This window comes from Chitinophaga silvisoli (genome assembly GCF_003412465.1).
GTDB lineage: Bacteria > Bacteroidota > Bacteroidia > Chitinophagales > Chitinophagaceae > Chitinophaga > Chitinophaga silvisoli.
Map to the genome: position 1 here is coordinate 118,239 of NZ_QTJV01000001.1, position 21,366 is coordinate 139,604.

At 41.6% G+C, this 21,366-nt stretch carries 23 protein-coding genes and 1 tRNA gene; 17 read left to right on the top strand and 7 right to left on the bottom strand.

The window, feature by feature from the left end:
• The first annotated feature begins 76 nt into the window (after window positions 1-76).
• Complete coding sequence (locus DXN04_RS00475) at window positions 77-748, top strand: 2-C-methyl-D-erythritol 4-phosphate cytidylyltransferase (RefSeq protein ID WP_116851372.1); 672 nt, start codon at window positions 77-79, stop codon at window positions 746-748.
• Between the two features lie 135 nt (window positions 749-883).
• Here DXN04_RS00475 and DXN04_RS00480 read toward each other — a convergent pair whose 3' ends face one another.
• Window positions 884-1,861, bottom strand: a complete 978-nt coding sequence (locus DXN04_RS00480) for a Gfo/Idh/MocA family protein (protein WP_116851373.1) — start codon at window positions 1,859-1,861, stop codon at window positions 884-886.
• Window positions 1,862-1,937: 76 nt separating this feature from the next.
• On the bottom strand, window positions 1,938-2,726 hold the full coding sequence (gene radC / locus DXN04_RS00485; RefSeq protein WP_116851374.1) for a RadC family protein: 789 nt from the start codon (window positions 2,724-2,726) through the stop codon (window positions 1,938-1,940).
• A gap of 220 nt (window positions 2,727-2,946) precedes the next feature.
• Between radC and DXN04_RS00490 the strand changes: the two genes are divergently transcribed.
• The 4 genes from DXN04_RS00490 to DXN04_RS00505 all read left to right on the top strand — a co-directional run bounded on the left by DXN04_RS00490 (window position 2,947) and on the right by DXN04_RS00505 (window position 5,902).
• Window positions 2,947-3,891, top strand: a complete 945-nt coding sequence (locus DXN04_RS00490) for a ribose-phosphate pyrophosphokinase (RefSeq protein ID WP_116851375.1) — start codon at window positions 2,947-2,949, stop codon at window positions 3,889-3,891.
• Window positions 3,892-3,932: 41 nt separating this feature from the next.
• Window positions 3,933-4,523 carry a 50S ribosomal protein L25 gene (locus DXN04_RS00495; protein WP_116851376.1) on the top strand — a complete coding sequence of 197 codons (591 nt, stop codon included), beginning with the start codon at window positions 3,933-3,935 and terminating at the stop codon, window positions 4,521-4,523.
• Window positions 4,524-4,664: 141 nt separating this feature from the next.
• Window positions 4,665-5,246, top strand: coding sequence for an aminoacyl-tRNA hydrolase (gene pth, locus DXN04_RS00500; protein ID WP_116851377.1), 582 nt, complete (start codon window positions 4,665-4,667; stop codon window positions 5,244-5,246).
• 44 nt (window positions 5,247-5,290) lie between these two features.
• Entirely contained in the window at window positions 5,291-5,902 is a 612-nt protein-coding gene (locus tag DXN04_RS00505) for a fumarylacetoacetate hydrolase family protein (RefSeq protein ID WP_116851378.1), read from the top strand.
• A 103-nt stretch (window positions 5,903-6,005) separates the two neighbouring features.
• Here the strand turns inward: DXN04_RS00505 and DXN04_RS00510 are convergent, their stop codons facing one another.
• Entirely contained in the window at window positions 6,006-6,479 is a 474-nt protein-coding gene (locus DXN04_RS00510) for a MarR family winged helix-turn-helix transcriptional regulator (RefSeq protein ID WP_116851379.1), read from the bottom strand.
• A gap of 73 nt (window positions 6,480-6,552) precedes the next feature.
• On the opposite strand from DXN04_RS00510, the gene DXN04_RS00515 reads away from it, so the two are divergent.
• The 5 genes from DXN04_RS00515 to DXN04_RS00535 all read left to right on the top strand — a co-directional run bounded on the left by DXN04_RS00515 (window position 6,553) and on the right by DXN04_RS00535 (window position 10,331).
• Window positions 6,553-8,664, top strand: coding sequence for an alpha-ketoacid dehydrogenase subunit alpha/beta (locus tag DXN04_RS00515; protein ID WP_233525494.1), 2,112 nt, complete (start codon window positions 6,553-6,555; stop codon window positions 8,662-8,664).
• 79 nt (window positions 8,665-8,743) lie between these two features.
• A tRNA-Met gene (locus tag DXN04_RS00520) sits at window positions 8,744-8,817 on the top strand.
• 171 nt (window positions 8,818-8,988) lie between these two features.
• Window positions 8,989-9,312: a hypothetical protein gene (locus DXN04_RS00525; RefSeq protein WP_116851380.1), complete on the top strand. Its 324-nt coding sequence runs from the start codon at window positions 8,989-8,991 to the stop codon at window positions 9,310-9,312.
• Window positions 9,305-9,655 carry a hypothetical protein gene (locus DXN04_RS00530; protein ID WP_116851381.1) on the top strand — a complete coding sequence of 117 codons (351 nt, stop codon included), beginning with the start codon at window positions 9,305-9,307 and terminating at the stop codon, window positions 9,653-9,655. The genes DXN04_RS00525 and DXN04_RS00530 overlap by 8 nt, the downstream gene beginning before the upstream one ends.
• Window positions 9,656-9,671: 16 nt before the next feature.
• A complete protein-coding gene (locus tag DXN04_RS00535) occupies window positions 9,672-10,331 on the top strand; it encodes a hypothetical protein (protein WP_116851382.1) in 660 nt (219 codons plus the stop codon).
• A gap of 175 nt (window positions 10,332-10,506) precedes the next feature.
• On the opposite strand, the gene DXN04_RS00540 is transcribed toward DXN04_RS00535, so the two are convergent.
• Entirely contained in the window at window positions 10,507-11,013 is a 507-nt protein-coding gene (locus DXN04_RS00540; protein WP_116851383.1) for a hypothetical protein, read from the bottom strand.
• A gap of 328 nt (window positions 11,014-11,341) precedes the next feature.
• Here DXN04_RS00540 and DXN04_RS00545 point away from each other — a divergent pair, with 328 nt between their 5' ends.
• The 3 genes from DXN04_RS00545 to DXN04_RS00555 all read left to right on the top strand — a co-directional run bounded on the left by DXN04_RS00545 (window position 11,342) and on the right by DXN04_RS00555 (window position 14,480).
• Window positions 11,342-12,751, top strand: a complete 1,410-nt coding sequence (locus tag DXN04_RS00545) for a S41 family peptidase (RefSeq protein WP_158568791.1) — start codon at window positions 11,342-11,344, stop codon at window positions 12,749-12,751.
• 238 nt (window positions 12,752-12,989) lie between these two features.
• Complete coding sequence (locus DXN04_RS00550) at window positions 12,990-14,090, top strand: hypothetical protein (protein ID WP_116851385.1); 1,101 nt, start codon at window positions 12,990-12,992, stop codon at window positions 14,088-14,090.
• Between the two features lie 180 nt (window positions 14,091-14,270).
• Entirely contained in the window at window positions 14,271-14,480 is a 210-nt protein-coding gene (locus tag DXN04_RS00555) for a hypothetical protein (RefSeq protein WP_116851386.1), read from the top strand.
• Between the two features lie 29 nt (window positions 14,481-14,509).
• Here the strand turns inward: DXN04_RS00555 and DXN04_RS00560 are convergent, their stop codons facing one another.
• Together DXN04_RS00560 and DXN04_RS00565 are read right to left on the bottom strand one after the other, a co-directional pair.
• Window positions 14,510-15,802: a hypothetical protein gene (locus tag DXN04_RS00560; protein ID WP_116851387.1), complete on the bottom strand. Its 1,293-nt coding sequence runs from the start codon at window positions 15,800-15,802 to the stop codon at window positions 14,510-14,512.
• Between the two features lie 93 nt (window positions 15,803-15,895).
• Complete coding sequence (locus DXN04_RS00565) at window positions 15,896-16,330, bottom strand: hypothetical protein (RefSeq protein ID WP_147319805.1); 435 nt, start codon at window positions 16,328-16,330, stop codon at window positions 15,896-15,898.
• 136 nt (window positions 16,331-16,466) lie between these two features.
• On the opposite strand from DXN04_RS00565, the gene DXN04_RS00570 reads away from it, so the two are divergent.
• The 4 genes from DXN04_RS00570 (at window position 16,467) to DXN04_RS00585 (ending at window position 19,807) form a co-directional block, all read left to right on the top strand.
• Entirely contained in the window at window positions 16,467-17,282 is an 816-nt protein-coding gene (locus DXN04_RS00570; protein WP_147319806.1) for a hypothetical protein, read from the top strand.
• A gap of 16 nt (window positions 17,283-17,298) precedes the next feature.
• Complete coding sequence (locus DXN04_RS00575; protein WP_116851390.1) at window positions 17,299-17,832, top strand: RNA polymerase sigma factor; 534 nt, start codon at window positions 17,299-17,301, stop codon at window positions 17,830-17,832.
• 29 nt (window positions 17,833-17,861) lie between these two features.
• Entirely contained in the window at window positions 17,862-18,380 is a 519-nt protein-coding gene (locus DXN04_RS00580; RefSeq protein ID WP_116851391.1) for a hypothetical protein, read from the top strand.
• 242 nt (window positions 18,381-18,622) lie between these two features.
• Window positions 18,623-19,807, top strand: coding sequence for a hypothetical protein (locus DXN04_RS00585; protein WP_116851392.1), 1,185 nt, complete (start codon window positions 18,623-18,625; stop codon window positions 19,805-19,807).
• 60 nt (window positions 19,808-19,867) lie between these two features.
• On the opposite strand, the gene DXN04_RS00590 is transcribed toward DXN04_RS00585, so the two are convergent.
• Complete coding sequence (locus tag DXN04_RS00590; RefSeq protein ID WP_116851393.1) at window positions 19,868-21,358, bottom strand: RagB/SusD family nutrient uptake outer membrane protein; 1,491 nt, start codon at window positions 21,356-21,358, stop codon at window positions 19,868-19,870.
• Between the last annotated feature and the right edge of the window lie 8 nt (window positions 21,359-21,366).

Consider the following 21,366-nt stretch of genomic DNA (forward strand, 5'->3'; position numbering starts at 1 on the left):
AAACGAAACAGATTCTCAATTATTTATTGCGAATGGTGCTGCTCAGGCAGGATCATTCGCAATTTAATTTACGCTCGTGGAACAACGTAAGAAAGTAGCCATCATTGTAGCCGGAGGTTCCGGTACCCGTATGGGAAGTGCCGTTCCCAAACAGTTTCTGCAACTGGCCGGAAAACCGGTATTGTGGCATACTGTCAATGCTTTTGTACAGGCATATATTGATATGGAAATCGTATTGGTATTGCCGGAGGCCCATTTCAGTTATGTAGCTGACTGGATAGGTGATTTTAAGCAGGTAATGTTGGTGAAAGGTGGTGAAACCCGCTTCAATTCTGTACTCAACGGGTTGAATACGGTACAGGAGCCGGCGGTGATCTTTGTACATGATGGGGTAAGGCCAATGGTGAGCACAGCGTTGATCCACCGTTGTTATGAAGGAGCAATTGCCCAGGGAAGTGCAATTCCTGTGATAGATATGAAAGATAGTATCCGTGAGTTGGTACCGGGTGGTAACAGAGCGGTAGACAGGGAGCAGTTTAAGATTATCCAGACCCCACAGACATTTTTGTCAGAGTGGATTCTGCCGGCTTTTGAGCAGCCTTTTGATCCCTTATTTACAGACGAAGCCTCAGTAGTGGAGCGCCAGGGCCGCCAGGTACAGTTGGTACCCGGCGACGAGGCGAATATTAAGATAACACGTCCGCTGGATTTGACGATTGCGGAGGCTTTATTGGGAGCGAGAGATTAGATACCCAGGGAATCAACTCCTATTGAAAGGTTTTCCTTTCGGCAATTAAGCTTTTGAAAGCGAATTCAAAAAGGTCCTTATTCTTTTATGAAGCTTTCGGGAGCAATCATAAATAGATCCTCTTTCTTTCAGCAACTATGCTTCTGAAGACAGTCCCTTATTAATTTTAGCAAGAATCTGATGTGCTACTTCCATAGCCTGCAGACCATCAATTGCATTCACCGGAACCGGCTTATTCTGGAGAATAGCATCTCTGAACAGTTCAAGCTCCATTCTGATGGCATTCACCTGTTTGATTTCAGGATTATCGATAGCAATGGTTTTCTTACCGCTGTTGGTATCTATATCCAATGTGAATAACCCTTCATCTTCCGGTGTCTTTAGCTTGATGATTTCAGTCTTTTTATCCAGGAAATCGATGCCGATGTAAGCATCTTTCTGGAAGAGACGCATTTTGCGCATCTTTTTCAGGGAGATACGGCTGGAAGTCAGGTTGGCTACACAGCCGTTATGGAATTCAATGCGCACGTTGGCGATATCAGGTGTATCGCTCATAACAGCGACACCACTTGCAGAGATACGGTTCACAGTAGATTGAACGATGCTAAGCACGATGTCAATATCATGAATCATGAGATCCAGGATCACGCTCACGTCTGTACCACGTGGATTGAATTCAGCCAGGCGATGCACTTCTATGAACATAGGGTTGAGCGTATGTCCTTTCAATGCAAGGAAAGCCGGATTGAAACGTTCAACATGACCTACCTGGAATTTGATGTTAGCTTCTTCCACCAGTTTTACCAGTGTTTTAGCTTCTTCCATGGTATTGGTCATAGGCTTCTCGACGAAAATGTGCTTTCCGTTGCGGATAGCCATTTCACATAACTTGAAGTGCTGAGTGGTGGGAGCGATGATATCGATGGCATCAGAAGCGAGTATCAGTTCTTCCGCGGTCGAGAATCTCGGAATCTGGTATTGCTGTGCTACACTGGCGGCATTGCTATCACTTGGATCAAAAAAGCCGACTACTTCTACATCCTTTATGGTGGCCCATTGGGAAAGATGAATCTTGCCCAGGTGCCCCACACCGAAGATTCCTATTTTGAGCATATTATTCTTTGAAAATAAAATAATTGCGAATGTAAGGAAAAGACGGTATTATATCCAAATGTTATAATATATAGGCTTATGCTATTGCCATCCTTAATACCGGGAAACCCACTGGGGAGTTATTTTCTCTGATAAGCCTGCTCGCGGGTTTTTCTTCGTTCATGATTCCTTCTTCATTCATGCTATAGTAGCCTGCCTGAGACACAATGATATGATCCAGTACCAGTATATCCAGGATACTGGCGGCTTGTACAACCTTTCGGGTAAAAAGGATATCAGCCTGACTAGGACTCAGATTACCAGAGGGATGGTTGTGGCAAAGAATAATTGAGGTAGCACCCAGCTCCAGTGCCTCTCTGAGAATTACCCGCACATCAGCAGGAGCCGATGAAATTCCGCCTTTACTCACGCAGGCATCCTTAATCACAGTATTTGCGAAATTTAAATACAGTACATGCACCTGCTCATGGGAGCAATCTCCCAAAATTGGCTTAAAATATAATGCAGCTTCCTGCCCGTTTCTGATTTTAGTTTTTGACAGGATAAATCCAGCCTGCCTCCTGCGCCCCAGCTCCAACGCAGCAACAATCCGGGCAGCCTTGGCTTCACCAATGCCTCTCAGCTTTTTAAGCTGATTAACATTTACCTTTCCTAACTCCTGTAAATTATTAGATGATTTGGAGAGGATCTCCTGCGCCAGCAACAGTGCGGATTTGTGCTTATGGCCCGTATTCAACAATAAAGCGAGCAGCTCTGCATCGCTCAATATTTCTGTCCCTTTAATAATTAACTTTTGTCTTGGTTGGTCATCTGTTTGCCAATCCTTGATTGGCAAATGCCCGGCTAACGAATCAATGGTCCCCATCTTTTACTAACTTTATTAGTAATTTACATCTTTCCTTTTGGTCTTTCAATTTTTTTTAAATTTACACCTCAATCCACAACATAGATTAGGTAACCTCCTAGTAATAAGAGCCTTACTTATTCGAAATAAAGCGAAGTCGTGTGTCTGGCCCTGTATCAACAAAAAATAAAAAAATTCATACTCCAAAAATCATAGTTTTGCAACCTCTTTTTCATAGTTCATGCAACCATCAGTAAAAATATTCACAGGGAACAGCAACCCAGCGCTGGCAGAGAAAATCGCCAGCCGCTACGGCAACGGTCTGGGTAAAATGACAATTCAAAAGTTCAGTGACGGAGAATTCCAACCAATTTATATGGAAAGTATCCGCGGTGATTATGTTTTTCTCGTGCAGAGCACTAATTCTCCATCGGACAATCTGATGGAGTTATTAATGATGATCGACGCAGCCAAAAGGGCTTCTGCCGGTTATATCACCGCAGTAATTCCATATTTTGGCTTCGCCAGGCAGGACAGAAAGGACAAACCAAGGGTAGCCATCGCCTCTAAGCTGGTAGCGAATCTGCTCACGTCGGCAGGCGCTAACAGGGTGATTACCATGGATTTGCACGCTCCCCAGATCCAGGGCTTCTTCGATATCCCGGTAGACCACCTGGATAGTTCGGCAATTTTCATTCCTTACATTGAGAATTTGAAGCTGGAAAATCTTACCTTTGCGTCCCCTGATGTGGGTAGCACCAACAGGGTAAGGGAAGTAGCAGCCTACTTCAACGCGGAAATGGTGATCTGCGATAAGCACCGCAAACGTGCTAATGAGATCGCTTCCATGGTTGTAATAGGTGATGTAAAGGACAAGGATATCGTGCTGATTGACGACATCTGCGATACCGCAGGTACCCTTACCAAGGCGGCTAACCTGCTGAGAGAAAAGGGCGCAAAGAGTGTTCGTGCATTTTGTACACACCCTGTGCTGAGCGGAAAGGCTTACGAAAACATAGAGAATTCTGTATTGGAAGAGTTCGTTATCTGCGACACAATTCCATTGAAACAGGAGTCTTCAAAAATCAAGGTTATCAGTGTTGCTGATCTCTTTGCAGTAGCCATCCGGAACATGCATGAGAACAAGTCTATCACAAACCTGTTCGTGCATAGCCACCGCCGCTAGTAGCAACAAGCTTATTTGTAACAATTATAAATGTTTAATCAATGAAAACGATAACAATCGAAGGACAACTCAGGAGCGAATATGGCAAAAAAGCCACCCGCCAGGTACGTTCTGAGGGACAAGTGCCTTGTGTTATTTACGGTGGTGCTGAAACTGTGAGCTTCTCTGCTCCAGCTGTTGCTTTCAAAAATCTGGTTTACACTGCTGAATTTCAGCTGGCTGAAATCAAATTAGGTACTAAAACTTACAAATGCGTACTGAAAGACCTTCAGTTCGATACTGTAACTGACGAGCTGGCACACATCGACTTCCTGGAACTGGTTGAAGACAAGCCAGTAAGCGTAAGCCTGCCAATCAAGATCGTTGGTCAGTCCGAAGGTGTTAAAGCCGGTGGTAAACTGGTTGTTAAGATCAAAGCGCTGAAAGTTAAGGCTTTGCCTAAGTACCTGCGTGAGAATATCGAAGTTAACATCGATAAGCTGGAACTGAACGGTAACATCCGCGTAGAAGACGTAGTAGCTGAAAACATCGAGATCACTAACTCTCCTCGTATTCCTATCGCTTCCGTAGTAATGACCCGTCAGTTACGTCAGGAAGAGGCTGCTAACGAAAAAGACGCCAAGAAGAAATAATATTCTTATCGATATTTTTCCAAAAAGTCCCGTCCTGGCTCGTCCGGGATGGGACTTTTTCTATTTTTACCGTGGTTTGCAAATCTTCCGTATATATGGTGAAAAGCGCCACGAGTTCGTGTTTATTAAATTAGTCGACAGATGAAATACCTGATAGTAGGGCTTGGGAATATAGGCGCAGAATATGAGCATACCCGCCATAATATTGGATTCGATATCGCTGATACCTTTGTTGCTAAGCATGGAGGTACCTACAAAAACGAACGCCTGGCAGACGTGGCAGAAATAAAATGGAAGGGGCGTACCCTCATTGTGATTAAGCCGACCACTTACATGAACCTGAGCGGCAAAGCTGTAAAGTACTGGATGGACAAGGAGAAAGTGCCATTGGAAAATATTTTCGTATTGGTAGATGACCTTGCACTACCGGTAGAAGTACTGCGGATCCGCCCCGGTGGCAGTGACGCAGGGCAAAATGGTCTTAAAAACATTCAGGAACTCCTGGGTACAAACCAATATCCACGCCTGAGATTCGGTATTGGTAATAACTATCCTAAAGGCAGACAGGTAGATTTTGTATTGGGCAAATGGCCTAAGGAAGAACTGGGAATCGTGCAGTGGAAACTGGAAAAATGCGTTGAAATCATCGAAGCATTTGTATCTATCGGATTGGAACGGACCATGAACAAGTATAATAACCTTAAATATTCACCCGGAAACTAAATTTATTAATCCATTTCATTTAACCTTAATAAAGAATAACCGTCATGAAAATTATATGCGTTGGAAGAAACTATGCCGATCATGCAAAAGAATTGAAAAATGAGGTACCGACAGAACCTGTGATTTTCATGAAGCCTAAGAATGCATTGTTGCAGAACAATCACCCATTCTACTATCCAGAGTTTACCGACAACCTCCACTATGAATGTGAATTGGTACTGAGAATATGCAAAAACGGAAAGCATATTCAGGAAAAATTCGCAGATAAATATTATGACCAGATAGGTATTGGTATTGACTTCACCGCCCGTGATCTGCAGGATAAACAAAAGCAGAAAGGCTTACCCTGGGAAATTGCCAAAGCATTTGATAACTCGGCCGTGGTAGGTCAGTTTATACCCATTACTCCCGAACTGGATAAGAAGGATATTAACTTCTGTCTGTATAAAAATAAAGAACTGATGCAGCAAGGGAATACCAAGGACCTGTTGTTTTCTTTCGATTTCCTGATAGCCTATATTTCTAAATTCTTTACCCTGAATATCGGTGATCTGGTATTTACGGGCACCCCGGCTGGTGTAGGTCCTGTGGAAATAGGGGATACACTCGAGGCATTTATTGAGAATGATAGTCTGCTGGAATTTATGGTGAAATAATAAACCTGATTATAAATGAACCGGCCTGCTCATCTACTGAGCAGGCCGGTTTTTATTTAGACAAAATTTATGTCAACCATCATGAATGGCGAGCCTCTTTAAATTACTTTTCTTCTGGTACCTGCTTCGTCAAAGTCACTTCATCCGGCACATTGTTATAAATCACATCCAGAATCCTCGTTAATTCCTGAAAATCCTCTTCAGAGAGGTGATTCCAGCCCGTTTTACGCATTTCAAGTACCAAAGGCCTGGCCTCCTTATATTTCTCCGCGCCTTTGACTGTGAGCTGTAAAAATACCTTTCTGCGGTCCTGGGGAGATCCTTCCCTGAGCACCAGTTCTTTTTTAACCAGTAATTCAATTATACGCGAAACGGTGGTGATATCCTTTGAGGTCAGTTTAGCAAGTTCATTATGCGTAATCTTCTTGTGTTTGTACAGGTTCTCTATCAGTAGCCACTGGTCCACAGTAATGTCCATTTTATGAAGGTCAAAGGTCTTTTGCCAGTAGTTACGGATTCTTTTAAGGGTGGCATCCAACTTAAAAAAAGATGGATTAGTTACGAAAGTATTAGGCATATAGTTTAAATTGCATTAGCAATAGTTGTATTAGCAACTATGTATTCTTATAAACATCGAAATTAGATATAAAGTGTTTAAAGATAATACAATCACCCCAACTATAAAAGCTGGCATTGCTAATAAGCAAAGCCTATGGCTGAAAGCCTTTCGCCTGATGTGCCAGGCAAACTATATGGCTGCCACGTATGAAGCGAATCGTTCCATTTGCAAATATGTACATTCCACATCCAGGGGGCATGAAGCTATTCAGATAGCAGCAGGCTTGCAGTTACAACCCTGGGATTATGCCAGCCCTTATTACCGGGATGACAGTATGCTGTTGGCAATGGGTTTTACGCCCCTGGAACTGATGCTCCAATTGCTGGCTAAAAGTGAAGACCCCTTCTCGGGTGGGCGATCGTATTATAGTCACCCGGGCAGCAGAGTACCCAATAAGCCTTTAATTCCCCACCAAAGCAGTGCTACGGGCATGCAGGTCATTCCTGCTACAGGTATGGCGCAGGGCGTTCGTTACCTGGAAAGAAACCTGGCTGATGCGCTGCCTACCGGTCCGCATGGTGAACTACCGGTTGTACTATGCTCGCTGGGCGATGGTAGTGTGACAGAGGGGGAAGTCAGCGAGGCCTGGCAGAGTGCTGTTCTTTGGGAGCTGCCTGTTATTTACCTTGTACAGGACAATGAATGGGGGATTTCAGCATCATCAGCAGAAACCCGTGTTATGGATGCATATGAGTATGCTGCGGGCTTTAAAGGCATGAAAAGGATGCGGGTGGATGGAAGTGATTTTGAAGATAGTTATCACGGCATGGAGGCTGCTATCAGCTATGTGCGTAAAGAAAGGAAGCCCGTATTGGTACATGCATGCGTACCCCTGTTGGGGCATCATACCTCCGGGGTTCGTAAAGAATGGTACAGGACAGCAGGAGATCTCGCTCTTCATGGAGATAAGGATCCTTTGCCCAAATTAAAAGCACTGCTACTCTCCGCTGGAATCCCTGAAAAAGACCTGATAGCCATTGAAAAGGACGCACAAGAGTATATAGAAGCCGAATTTGATAAGGCACGGATCTCTCAGGATCCGGATCCCCGTACCGTAAGAGACCATGTATTTGCGCCTGCTGCTGTAACTGTGGAGAAAGGGAACCGTACCCCTGAAAATGGTGCAAAAGTGATGATGGTGGATGCGGCACTTCATGCGGTAGAAGAAATTCTGCGGGACTATCCTGAAGCTATCTTCTTTGGGCAGGATGTAGGTCGCCGTCTGGGTGGTGTATTTCGTGAAGCGGCTACCCTTGCTGAGAAGTTCGGTGATCACCGGGTGTACAACACTGCCATTCAGGAGGCTTACATTGTTGGTGCTACAGCCGGTTTATCAGCGGTGGGTGTCAAACCTATTGTAGAAATCCAGTTTGCCGATTACATCTATCCGGGATTTAACCAGCTGGTGACGGAGATTTCCAAATCCTGTTATCTCAGTTATGGTAAATTTCCTGTGCAGACCCTGATCCGTATTCCTATAGGTGCTTATGGAGGAGGAGGGCCTTATCATTCAGGTAGTATCGAATCCACTTTATTAACGATCAAAGGTATCAAAGTGGTGTATCCATCTAATGCGGCGGATATGAAAGGATTGATGAAGGCAGCTTTTCTGGATCCTAACCCAGTGGTCATGTTGGAGCATAAAGGATTATACTGGAGTAAGGTTCCTGGTACCCAAGGAGCTATCATGGTAGAACCTGATACAGACTATCAATTGCCTTTGGGGAAGGGAAGGGTAGTGGTGACAGCGCATCCAAGGGATGTGAAGAAGGGGGATACCTGTTGTATTATCACCTACGGGATGGGGGTATACTGGGCAACGGCGGTCGCTGCGGCTTTCCCTGGTCAGGTGGAGGTGATAGACCTGCGTACCTTGTTCCCGCTGGATGAGCAGCTCGTCTTTTCTACGGTTTCGCGTCATGGAAAATGCCTGGTCCTTACAGAAGAGCAGTTGAACAATTCCTTCGCACAGGCATTAGCTGGCCGGATTCAACAACATTGCTTCCGTTCGCTGGATGCCCCTGTTTTTATGATTGGTGCGCTTGATTTGCCAGCAGTGCCAATAAACATGGCTTTGGAAAATGAAATGCTGCCAAATCCACAAAAAGTGAAGGCGGCGATCAGGGAATTATTGGCTTATTAAAAAAAAATGTAAATACCTCTTGGCTTTTATCAATTTCCCTATTATCTTTGCACTCCCGTTTTGAACAAGACGGGGACTTGGCGAGGTAGCTCAGGCGGTTAGAGCGCAGGATTCATAACCCTGAGGTCAAGGGTTCAACTCCCTTTCTCGCTACACTAGTAAAAAGGCTTTCAGCATTGCTGGAAGCCTTTTTTACTTCTATGAATTTATGTCGATTTGGCAGTGGCTAATTTGAATATTGGCTATGAGAGGAAATTAAAGTAATTTGTCGTACCAATCAGCTGATTATTGGCTATCTTTTGAAGTTTAATAATTTCGATACGAATGGAAGATGATACTAAACCTCCGCAGGTACAAATACATTATGAGAAAAATCCACTGTATAGAACAATTTACAGTGATGGGTTAGTTGGAAGTAGAACTCCTACTAATGCATTTTGCTTAAGCTTCTATGCTACTCGTAATACGATACCTAAAAGCACCTCCCATGTAATTCAAGAGGATAATATGCTCAGTCCTCATGGAGTACCAAGCAAGGATTCAAAAGTAGGCATTATGCGGGAAATAGAAATCAGCGTTTACATCAATAGACAAACGGCTGTAGATATTTACGAATTTCTGAAAAAAATGTTAGAAGCAAATGTTTAGTAGTCAAATAAATATATCAACGGGAACAGCTGTAAATTTTGAAAATCCAATTCAAGATTCAGGTATAAGGAATATTGATGAAGTTCGTATCTTTTTTGAATGTCTTTTCAATCAAGAAGATTCACTAAAAAATAAAAACAAATTTGTATTCCTTTTTCTTCAGACTTGTATTGCCCAAAAAAAAACAGACATACTTGCTAGGATTCTTGAAGAACCTGCTATGGCTGATTTACATCCTTCTTTAATTAAAAGTGCCCTGATTATGACTGATGGGCTGTCAGAAATTGAAGAGGCATTTTCGAAATTGCAAGGGGTGTATCACGAAATAATTAAGAATTATTGATTCAAAATTCCAATCATTGTTACCATATCGGGACACTTATCTTGCTAATAATAAGGCGGAAGGTATTGCAGTTTGTGGGGTTTATTGTCAGAATGATTCTATACATGTTGGACTTTACTGGAATTATGGCGGGGAAAAAATGGTTATCCATTTTTTAAATGGGAATAACATACCAGTTCAACCTGTGGAAGCACCTGATTTTGCAGCATATTTATTTAATACTATAACTAATTTTCCAGAGTTCCTTTTACCTAGTATATCTGCTTTCGCTGAGCTTATTTCGCAGAATAAAATAAATGGCTTTCAGTTCAATAGAGCAGGAGGTATGTATGATGGGGGAAAATTTACATTTAGTGATGGCGCTTACACCGGTAAAACGTGGCCTGAAAAGTTTGTAAACTGTGGTGTATTTGTCATCGCCCTACTTAATACATATGATTTTCAATTAATAGATTGGGACAGTTGGCCGAATGTTGATCCTCTTCACTTAGATTTTCTGTCTACTTGGTTAAGATATTATAACATTCCTGTAGCAGAATGGCCTCTTTACTATAATAAAACTCGAGCAATACGAGGAAAGCATATTCTTGTGAGCCCTAGTACTCAAACGCATCCATCTCGATATACTGAAACTCATCAACTAGCGGAAGAATTGTTGTCGCAATTAAATCCCTAATATAACTTGTATAAGTAGCTTTTATGATTTAAAGTCAATATTCCGATCATTCCCGCTGTAAAGAATTTTATATCAGTTTAATTTTGGTTTGATTCAGAATAGAATTTGCAGTCGTAGGTTTTGGGGCTAAATGAGGAGCATACCACAACGATCTTATTTGACTACATGAACTATATTACCTGCAATTGCAGGTAATATAGTTCATTACTTCTATGCGAGGAGGTCGCCTTAAACCAACTTCTGGTCGGTGATTGCTTATTCTGCCATTCCAGTAATTATGAAAGTTCTCAATCTGTTTTACTTCATTGTCAAAATCTAACCAATTTGAATCTAAGTTCCAAAATCTATTCGCATATATTTCTATTATAGGAATGGGGTGTAGTGGTCGAGGAGATATTTCTTTCGCAAAAGAAATTGCGTCCGTTAGGCTATTGGCCGCAAATATTGATTGTAGCCTTGAGGTATATAAACTATAATCAGGATGCTGTCTTACAAGTTCTAAAAGGTATTCTCTTTTACAGCTATCTTCCATTTCATCTACAGATTTTTGATTGATTATTGGCCAATAGATCATTCCAAATTTTGAAAGATTATATTCGTTGAGTTCTATTCTTTGTCCCTCTTTTAGCGTAGCGCTTCTATCGGCATGATAAAATACATGAGTACCTGGTGGGGGTTGCATCTTGAATTAGTCGCTTACGGATGAGTGTTATGTAATAGTGTATTTATCATGAATATACTAATTATTGTCTAGAGAATACTAATTGCCGGTTTTGAATATATAATTGAATTTTATTAAACCTTCAGCCAAAAGGTTCAACATCTCTCCCTTTCTCGCTACACAAAAGGGTCGCATTTCATGCGGCCCTTTTTCTATACAATACATCCCCCCTCCACAGCATCAATTCCCCTCCATGACCCATCACCCAACTTGCATCTCTACAATAATTCCCTTATTTTACTCCCACACCCAACGAACACTACCAACCTATAACACATTCTACCAAACCATGAAAAATCTAATAATTCCACACCTGGCCTTCATATCCGCCTTCCTGCTAATCACCCCCAACCTAAAAGCACAAACCGAAACATGTAATTGCCTTGACAACTTAAACAAAACTATCCATGAAACCGAACTTAACTACGCTGGCTATCCTGCAAAAGTGAATACCAATTATAAAAAACTGGTTTCAAATCTCCAGTCAAAAGCCGCAACATTAACAGCACCTAAACAATGCTACTACCTAATTCGTGAGTACGTAAGATTTTTCAAGGACAAACACTTTATCATATCTTATACCAACCCCAGGGATTTTGACAGTACAATTCTCTCCTATTCCCGCAAAACAGTTTTACCAATTGAGGGAATCTGGATAAGTCCAGATAGCACCACCAAAATCGCCATCCAAAAATCCGCCAACGGTACTTTCAATGCAATCAAATACGAATCATCGACCGATAGCTTCCCTAAAGGATTTGTTTATTTCACGCTTACGCCTAAAGGAAATGAATACTTTGTAAAAAAATATGATGCATTTGTCAGTACTGATTTCCCCGCCAAACAAACCGGGAATCTATTACATATCTGGAATCATACTGTCTGGGGTAAAGTATTTCCTCAACAAATGACAAAAGCAGAAAACGAAGAACTTTCCACCTGGAGAAATAATAACAATGGTCTCGCATTTAAAAAAATAAACAGCGAAATAAGTTACTTGAAGATCCCGAGTTTCTATAACAACGACTCCAGGATCCAACAATTAGTAGCTGCAAGTGATTCTACCATCAGGAACACCAGGTATCTTATCGTAGACCTGAGAGACAACGGTGGCGGAAATACCGGTTGGGTATATTTTCTGCCATATCTTATGACCAATCCAATCATTCAGCAACCCGCATTGATCCGCGTTACTCCCGACAATATTAAACGCAAGTTACCCGAATTGGAATACTTTGTTAAAAATCCCATCGAAGCTGAATACAAAAAGTATTTCCCTGAACAGGTGTTGAACGCATATAAAAAAGCTTACGCCGAATTACCCACAACAAAAGAAAATTTCTATCCAATCCCCGCTGTTACTTTCCCGCTCGACTCTATAACAAAACAACCCGAAAAAGTAGCAGTGATCGTTAATAACTTCTGTGGAAGCTCAACTGAATACTTCATCTCCCTCACCGATCAATGTAAAAAAGTGATTACTTACGGATCAAATACCATCGGAATGATGGATTATGAAGGAATGTCTAATCCAACACCATTACCTTATGAAAAATTTATTTTGACCATCCCCATTACAAAATCTAATTGGACCGACACTAAGCCTATTGATCAAACTGGCTTTGCCCCCGATGTACCTATCAAGCTTCCCGAAAACAGGTGGATCGAATTTGTCGTGGATGATTTGCCTAAAAGATAAGAACCATCGTCAAATTACTATTATTACAGAAAACAACGCTTTCTTACTACAATCCTTAAATAAAAGAAAAACTAATCCGGAACGAATCAAAATTTCCGCATTCAGAAATATACAGTTTTAACCCCCATCCTTTAAATACAAATCCGATAGGTGTTTGTGTTACCCTATTCTTTTCTTCGCAATTTATCACTTGAATTGTGCTTCCGGTCCTTATTTCCAATAAAACCACCCTCCAATCATGAGAATTCTTCTTTGCGGCGCTGCCGATGTAGTCAAAGTCCAATCACATTTTACAGCACTAATGGACAAAATGAACTTTGATTCTAATACTTATATTGATGGCACATTAGGTGGTACAAATGCTAATGATTGGGGTGAAAATTCCAGGGAAGCCGTAGAAAATGCCCACCTGATTGTATTTGTTCTTATTCAGGATGTAGGGGATATCACCTGGAACACGGAATACATTACTGCTGTTAACCTGGGAAAACCGTACATCTTATTGTGTGAAGAAGAACTGGCAGACCACTACTTTAAAAAACTTCCTGAAAAAGGAATTAAGGTTCATAAAAATCATAAGTTTTTTAACGCAAAGCCGATTCTTGATTTGCTTGTCGCTCAAAAAAGAACAATCATTCGATTTGATCTAAACAAAGGTGATTTTAATAAAGTGCTGTCACGTCAGATAAATTGTGAATTGGAAAGAGCAGCTTCACAGTTACAATTGTATTATAGAAACCGAACTGTTTTAGAAAAAATAAGAAGTGAAAATTACAAGTCATTTTTTGCCGAAAGCATAACTGCAGATAAACTTGAATTCTTCAAAAAGCTTCTATTCGACCCATTTGAGCATAAGGAGTTAAGGAAACGAATTCTTTATTTTTTTACAATTTATAAAGGCCTTACTGATGAAAAAATTATAGAACTTTTTGAGGATTCAGAACAAGGTATATCCCGAATGGCAGTAGATCAGGCCCCCCGATTATTAACTGATAACAATAACAAAGAGTTTATTGTAAAAAGCCTGATTCAAATTATCAAAGATTCACAGGAAACCGGAACAATCCGTCGGGCAATCAGTACAATATTTGAAATTGATATTCAAATTGGTCTGAAGTATATTTTTGAGTTACTTCCAGCTTATGATATCGGTACTCCGAAACGGATCCTTAGCTGGCTCCTGGAAAATATTAATAGTTTAAGTCATTATCTAAAAAATCCTGCGTTTGATGCTGAACTGCATCGCCTTATTAATCATTGCAAAGATTATTCATCTAAACCGGGAAGTAATGAAAAGCTGGCGGAAAGACTTCTAGAGAAAATTAGTAGCCTTAAGTGATGAACAGATATCTAACAGCTCAGCTTCCCATTCTGTAAAAATCTACAATCTACCTTTCACCAGCTTATTGATAATCAATAACATAACCCATGGCCTGCTAATTGCACCCACATATTTAAATAAGATGAAACTATGCTCAACAAAGACGGACCATATTTTTAAACTCTTAAAACTTATTTTATGCTTAAGAATCCAACTTTTTCCATCTGGTTAGTATCCATCTACCTCCTTGTCCACCTAGCCTTATTAAGCACCGGCCTCACCGTTCCCATCATGCTCATCAGTCTGATCCTTTCACCCTTCCTGGTTATCTGGATGGTATTTACCATTCTAAAATATGGCAAATACAAAAGCCGCAAGCTCAGCTATAATGAACCTGATATTCTATAAAAAATGGCAGGAACTAGTCTCTGCCATTTTCAAGAGTAAAAATCATATTTCGTATTATCCGGTACACTCGTCGTTATCCCTTTCAACTTCGCCCGTAGCATCGCCCTGATATACTTATTCGTTACCACGAAAGGTGTCGACTTCGTCAACGCACTAAAATGTATCGGATCCAATGGAACTTCTCTATCATCATTCAATAGTATCCTGATAGAATAAACTATTTGCCCAGCCACTCTGTATTGCTCATCCGCCATTATTGCCAACACATTAATCATCGCCGCCTTGATCACTTTTTCTGTAATCAGGCTATTGATAGCATCCTCAAACATGATCATGGTTGTATTTGCCGCCGTTGTACCAACTACCAGATTCTCTGCCGTCTGTGGCCCTAACTGTGTTGGTCCACCCAGCGCATAAGAAATCAAATGCAACCATTCCCATCCATGTTTCTTCGTACCTGTTGGACTCTTATCATGTTCAAACTCCGGATCTACCGCATTATCATACCCTGCCGCCCGGGCCATTTCTGCTGCGGACACGCCCATAATTTTAATCTGCCCATCCTCATCCTGTCGTCCACCCTTAAAGCCGGAAATTACACTGTTATCTATTCTGTTAGCTTCTACCGAAGCATGCATTAATTCGTCCGGATTGAATTTCAGTTTAGGCGGAAGCCCGTTAGGTACCCTGATCTTTTGTGCGGTGGGAAACGCATTGATGTGTAAAAGAGGCCCATCCCCATAGGTAAGTCCATATGGATCTGCAGCGATCAGGTTCAGCTTTTGTGGATCACTCTCCTTAGTCACCACATAGGCAGGCGCTGAAGTACCTGTATCGCCACCCCAGCTGATGATACTACTGTCTTCATCTACAATTTTTGAAAAATCCATCGTTGCTCCGTCCCTGGGAATATAAGCAGACATAGTAATATTATCGTTGAACCTGCCGAAAGGATTATACTTGTTACTTCTTGAACTCCCTGAACTACTACTGCCGGTATAAAGGGTATATTGCTCCTCTATCATATCATGGTCACTCCCCGCCCGGGCATCAAGTTTTTCCAGCCGTAATCTCCTCGCTATCCCGGGAGCCAGAACTGGCTCGGGCGTGTGATACCTGGTATCCCAGTAATACTTATCATTATTACGGTCAAGTCTCTTAGTATCAGGTATAAACCTCCATTTACCCTGTATTATACCCACCCCAGGGTTTTTTATATCAGGAGACACCGCTTCCCTTGAAATACCCGTTTTGTTGCTATTATGGGCTACGCTATTAGAGTCATTTTGCAATGCCCGATTGCCAATGGAACGTTGTAACATATAGGGGTTATTTTGATCTGTCTAATATACAAATAATCAATGATCCAGACGGTGCCACATGGAAAAATAGGCACCGTCTGTAACAAAAAATTATCATTGCCGCTCAGCAGTAAATGTCATTTTATCCCCGTCTACTAACACATCTTTCATATAATAAACCAAAGTCTTGCAGTTATAATTCTCTATCGTCCCATTAATTCTTCCATCACTCAAAATCGTTTGATCCTTAATAACCCAAAATCCTTCATCCGTTTCATCCGGTTCGCAAACCAAACCACCATCATCAAGTTTATATTTACCATTGCTATATAAAGTGGTGATATCATCCTTCTGACATTCATCCATAAATTCCATAAAATCTAAAACATCGTCACTATCAGGTGCCTTATATTGTATTTTTGTAACCTTATACGAACCTGCAATACCATCCATACTAATCCCACAGGCAGGACTATTATCCTTATCTTTTTTGCAGGAGAAAAGAATAAAGCAGCATACCATCATCATTAAAATCTGTTTTGTTCTCATGTTTTTCATCTTTTGTTTGATAGTAATACCACTCCCTGAATAAGAACGGTTGGGTAAAAACAGGAAAATATATTTTTTTACATATACCCAACCTTAGTATAAAATGAAGGGTATTGATGATAGAAATTACTGGCAAATGAAAAATGTAGTATTAATAACCGGAACCATCTTCTTACTGAGCTGCCGGACTTCTATAAAGATGTCTATACCCGAAGTGTTTAAGGAACAAGCTACTATGCAGCATGTAAAAGGTACCGGGGCGAATAGAATGTCATTTGGAAATGTAAGTACTTCCCGGATTAAAAGAGGTTTACAGATCTCAAATCCCGGATGGAAAGACGCTTATTACTTCCCGGAAAATTTCCTGTTGAACCAGATCGGCATCCAGAAGTCAGAAACAATAGAAAGCGAAAAAAGTAAATTCCGCTATACACTCTCGGATGGAAAAAAACACATGGAAGTATTTGCTAACGAGAAGAAGATGGTCAGAAAGGTCGACTACGAAGCTTATAACAGTAAAAGCATCTTTAACAGTTTTGAACAGGTACAACAGTACGCCTATCTCTTTTCAGCAGTTATCAAATCCGATACTACCCCGAACTGGGAGCTGATGATGACCAACAATTATGATAGGTTTAAAGAACATGATACCAATCCGTTTACGATCATCAAACGTTCAGACCACGGAATGGCCACTAACGGCACCGATACGATTTTTGTAAAACCACTCAGCATTCAAAAAACAGAATCGGCAGATGGTAAACCAGGCAAACTACCATTTACCATCATGTCTGGATATGAACTAAGTACCAGTGGTGGCGTAATTGCTGTAGTAGATATGATCGATAAGAATATCTGGTTCTACAATGAACTGGACGAAACAGAACGTATGCAGATCAGCGCCATCGGTACTGCCCTGTTCGCAAGAAGGATCCACAATGTAAATTGGTAGTAATCAGGAATAAGCACTGGAACAGGAATTAGATAATATCATCCTCGAATGCCGTACTGGCAATAGAAAAGCACAAGCCCAGCTTTATAAGCTGCTTTACGGCTTTGCAATGACTATTGCTATGCGCTATGCTACTGACGAACACGAAGCTGCCGATATACTAGGCCATGCCTTCGTGAAAATGTTCAGAAGCATTCATGCATTTGATCCTGCTAAAGGCAATTTCCATGGCTGGGTTAAAAAAATAGTTATCAATGAATCATTAGACCAGATTAAACTTCGGAGTCGTTTTGTTAGTCTTGAAGTAGATACCGTAGAAGAACCATTCGTAAATAACAGTATTATAGAAAAATCAAATGCAGCAGCCATTTTACAGCTGGTAAGACAATTGCCGCCTGCTACACATGCTGTCTTTGTCCTGTACGCCATCGATGGCTATACACACAAAGAAATTTCAACACAGTTAAATATCAGCGAAGGTACCAGTAAATGGCATTTAAGTGAGGCAAGAAAAATTCTTCAGAAAAAATTAACCGCTATTAATATTTAGTGAATAAAACTACTCCATACGAAGATTTAATGGCAGCAAAGCTGGATCAAATACCTGTGCCGGATATGTCCGACAGCATCTGGGCCAGCATTGAAATGCAGTTAGATGAAATACCTGCCACACCTAAAGATAAATCTTCAGGTGGCAAGACAGGTAATGCCTGGTATGGAGTAGCGTCCTTAATAGTAGTTGTAACCTTGTGCTGGTTTTTTTATAACAATAAAAAACCTGTACCGCAAAAAGAAATAATTCCACCCACAGAGATAATACAAACACCCAAAGACAGTCCTGTGCTTATAAAAAAAGTCCCCAGGCAACTACCCCCGGTAATTAAAATAGATACAGTGATGAGTATCACTCCTGTGCCTGAAGAAGAGGAAGGAAAGGCCGAAGTACCCCTAATGGTGGATACAGTGGCTGCAGTCCGGGAAAAGATTGATTCTGTTCAACATATCAACCCTCCGGTGCAAAAAAGACCTAAAGGGGTAAAAGGAATTACAAGCGATGATTATAGAATATCAGCAAAAAGAGATTCCATACAGCCCTGAATCAACATCAACATCGGGGATTGAATTACTCCCAATCCCCCTCTTCCAATTCAAAAATCTCATCCACCTTACAGCCGAAAAGAAAATAAAAACAAGGCCCCGGCTAATCGTCACAAACTCATGTGCCGCAACAAATAATAATTACCCCTAAAATCTTAGGCCAATAAGAGTAGGGAAATGGACTGTTTTCATAATAAATGCATTTTCCCTAAGAATTGACTGATATTCTTTATTTTTATTTTATGGACAATTTAATAGATCAGCTCATCATCCGTTGGGAACAAGCCTTTGAAGACATCCAAAAACTTCCTGCCTTCAAAGCAGCCATAAAGACCATCAAATATGCCGAAGGCTCCCGTTATAATCTTGAAAAATTTGACCAGCATTCCTTCCCGGCCGATGGTCCCTTATCACAGGAAAAACAAAATCACGAATACGGCTTTAACGACCAGGGCCTGCCCTGTTACGTCGCTTTCAGCCATGAGTACAACAAACTTTATTGGGAAGGATATTATCAATACACCGATAACCTTGCTGAATATATTGAATTCAATACCAATACAGGTACACCCTCCGCCATCACAAGAGTGCTATTTGAAAATGGTCGTAAAACTGCCACTCAGCGCTTAGTCGTGAACGGCAGAGGAACCATTTATGCCCACCTCAAAGATGACAGGGCAGCATTAATTGAGAAAATAAAGGAAGACACCCATGCCCTCTTCCTTACCGCCACCAGCTTCGAATACAACCAGGACGGGAATATTATTCGCTCCACCAGCACCCACGTCACACCTGGAGTAGGAACATACAATTCACATGACGAATACACTTACCTTGATAATCAACTTGATAAAATCAGGACTTTCGATGCCGAGGGCAATAGCCGCCTGACTTTTAGCCGTAACAGCGCTAACCTGTCTCCACAAGCGCTGGTTGAAAAGCTCGCAACAGCAATGGCGGAGCAAATCGTTCGTACCCTACAGGGCAGTGAATTAGAGCTCCCGCTTGCATTCCTGGAATTAGGATACCATTATGCTGATAACTACCTGCCACTCCTGGGCATTCAATCCCGGCAACAGGTAGAGCAAAGACTGAAAAACAAAGAATTAGTCTTCTTCACTGACAACTACCTTGACTCCCTTATAGACATCGCACCATTCGAAGACCTTTTCGCACAAATGGAACAACTGATGGAAGAACACGATGATATGAATATTGGCCGGACAGCCCTGAGAAAAACTGCAGCCATCCTCACTAAAACCAAACTATTCGGAAAAATAAATACCACTGCCGATTTTGCGGCATACGCTATAGACTGGTCTATCGAAGGCCATAGTAACGAAGACTTAGAAGAAATTCTGCTGGAATGTGGGGTGGAAAAAGAAACCCTCGCTATCTGGAAAGAAAATAATTTCCTTTCTGAATAAATCGGATCAATAGTAGTGCGTTTACATAAAAAGGGCCAGACATTGTCCGGCCCTTTTCATTTATAAATTAGGATTATTCTGCTCCTCTGTCTGCGGTATCACAAAAATGTAATAAGGACTATTCGGAACAAAAGCACTCCCATCCGAAAATTTCAGCGCCGTATGATACTTTGCCGGTACCTGTGCCGTACTGCCATCAGGTCTCGTAATCGTTACCTTAATATCATTTCCGCTGTCATCCACATAAGGCTTACGCACCACTGCCAGTTGATTACGGATAATATCAGATAAACCAAATCCCTCTCCCCACAGCTCTTTCCTTCTTTCAACCAGGATAGCATCGATCAGCTCCTGCTGTGTGCCACTGGTAAACAAAACAGCACCTCTTGCTCCACGCAGCTCATTCAGCGCATCGATACCCTGCGCTAATTTACCTGACCTGGCATATCCTTCTGCCTTAATCAGCACAGCTTCCGCACTTCTCATCAACACCAGGTCAGCTGTCTGGTCCGACCTGAATTTAAACTTCTTATACTGCAAATAACCTTCTCTTGCAGCTGCTGATCCATCCCATGAAAAGAGCGTCTTACGAATATCACCGTCATCAAATAGGTCCTTAAAGAAAGGATCCGCCATGAAGCTGTAGTAATAAGAAGTGGAAGAAGATACATCAAGGAAGTGAAAACTATAACTACCATCACTCTGGCTCGGAATCTCCGGATGTCCCCAGATCCACTCAGTGTTATTCACATCATTGAATCCTTTGCTGTATTCTGTCTGTGCCATCAGGGGATAATCCTGTTGTGCTTCGGCAGCGGCTGCCGCAGCCAGGTCCCAGCGGCCTGTATTTAGGAAAGCACGGGCCAGCAAGCCGTTTGCAACATCTGCATTGATCTTGTATTTAGCAGGACGGTCATAGCCTGCCAGCAAATCCTTTGCTTCCAGCAAATCTGCGAAGATGAGCTCATAGATTTCTTTCAGTGTAGCTCTTGGATTTCCCTGTGTAGAAGCCGTAGTAGGCGTTGTATAAATAGGGGCTGTCTTAGCCAGAGAATCTTTCAGGTAAGAATACTGATAGAAGGAAGCAAGGGTAAGATAACTATGTGCCCTCAGTCCAAGCGCCTGTCCTTTCAGGAATTTCTTCTCAGTGGCATCACCTTCTACTTTATCCACATTGGCAATAATGATATTACTGTTATTGATGATCTTGTATAGTTGTCCCCAGAAGGCTGTCACACGTGACTGTGTCTTATCATTCATCTGCGTAAACCGGTAGGCAGTCGGAAACCCGTATTTAGTCGTAATCAGCGCCACATCATCCGCCATTGCATCACTGGTCAGTGAAATGGATTTAAAGCCAGGATTACTATAAGTACCACCGTAAAAGTCATCCATCATAGATGCCCATGTACCTTCGGCGATGGTAGATAAATTTGAAATATTTTTAAGCACGATATCTTCTGACACTGCATCAGATGGCGCTGTATCCAGTTGCTTATTGCAGGCAGAAAGCGCAAGCACCGCCACAATAAAATATTTAGATAGTTTCATTTCTAAGA

Coding starts and splice junctions, on each gene's coding strand:
- DXN04_RS00530 (WP_116851381.1), top strand. CDS start 9,305: ATGTTTAGTAGTCAAATAAATATATCAACGGGAACAGCTGTAAATTTT.
- DXN04_RS00510 (WP_116851379.1), bottom strand. CDS start 6,479: ATGCCTAATACTTTCGTAACTAATCCATCTTTTTTTAAGTTGGATGCC.
- DXN04_RS00490 (WP_116851375.1), top strand. CDS start 2,947: ATGCAACCATCAGTAAAAATATTCACAGGGAACAGCAACCCAGCGCTG.
- DXN04_RS00550 (WP_116851385.1), top strand. CDS start 12,990: ATGAGAATTCTTCTTTGCGGCGCTGCCGATGTAGTCAAAGTCCAATCA.
- DXN04_RS00590 (WP_116851393.1), bottom strand. CDS start 21,358: ATGAAACTATCTAAATATTTTATTGTGGCGGTGCTTGCGCTTTCTGCC.
- DXN04_RS00570 (WP_147319806.1), top strand. CDS start 16,467: ATGAAAAATGTAGTATTAATAACCGGAACCATCTTCTTACTGAGCTGC.
- DXN04_RS00495 (WP_116851376.1), top strand. CDS start 3,933: ATGAAAACGATAACAATCGAAGGACAACTCAGGAGCGAATATGGCAAA.
- DXN04_RS00545 (WP_158568791.1), top strand. CDS start 11,342: ATGAAAAATCTAATAATTCCACACCTGGCCTTCATATCCGCCTTCCTG.
- DXN04_RS00555 (WP_116851386.1), top strand. CDS start 14,271: ATGCTTAAGAATCCAACTTTTTCCATCTGGTTAGTATCCATCTACCTC.
- DXN04_RS00505 (WP_116851378.1), top strand. CDS start 5,291: ATGAAAATTATATGCGTTGGAAGAAACTATGCCGATCATGCAAAAGAA.
- DXN04_RS00580 (WP_116851391.1), top strand. CDS start 17,862: ATGGCAGCAAAGCTGGATCAAATACCTGTGCCGGATATGTCCGACAGC.
- pth (WP_116851377.1), top strand. CDS start 4,665: ATGAAATACCTGATAGTAGGGCTTGGGAATATAGGCGCAGAATATGAG.
- DXN04_RS00540 (WP_116851383.1), bottom strand. CDS start 11,013: ATGCAACCCCCACCAGGTACTCATGTATTTTATCATGCCGATAGAAGC.
- DXN04_RS00560 (WP_116851387.1), bottom strand. CDS start 15,802: ATGTTACAACGTTCCATTGGCAATCGGGCATTGCAAAATGACTCTAAT.
- DXN04_RS00525 (WP_116851380.1), top strand. CDS start 8,989: ATGGAAGATGATACTAAACCTCCGCAGGTACAAATACATTATGAGAAA.
- DXN04_RS00585 (WP_116851392.1), top strand. CDS start 18,623: ATGGACAATTTAATAGATCAGCTCATCATCCGTTGGGAACAAGCCTTT.
- DXN04_RS00565 (WP_147319805.1), bottom strand. CDS start 16,330: ATGAGAACAAAACAGATTTTAATGATGATGGTATGCTGCTTTATTCTT.
- radC (WP_116851374.1), bottom strand. CDS start 2,726: ATGGGGACCATTGATTCGTTAGCCGGGCATTTGCCAATCAAGGATTGG.
- DXN04_RS00480 (WP_116851373.1), bottom strand. CDS start 1,861: ATGCTCAAAATAGGAATCTTCGGTGTGGGGCACCTGGGCAAGATTCAT.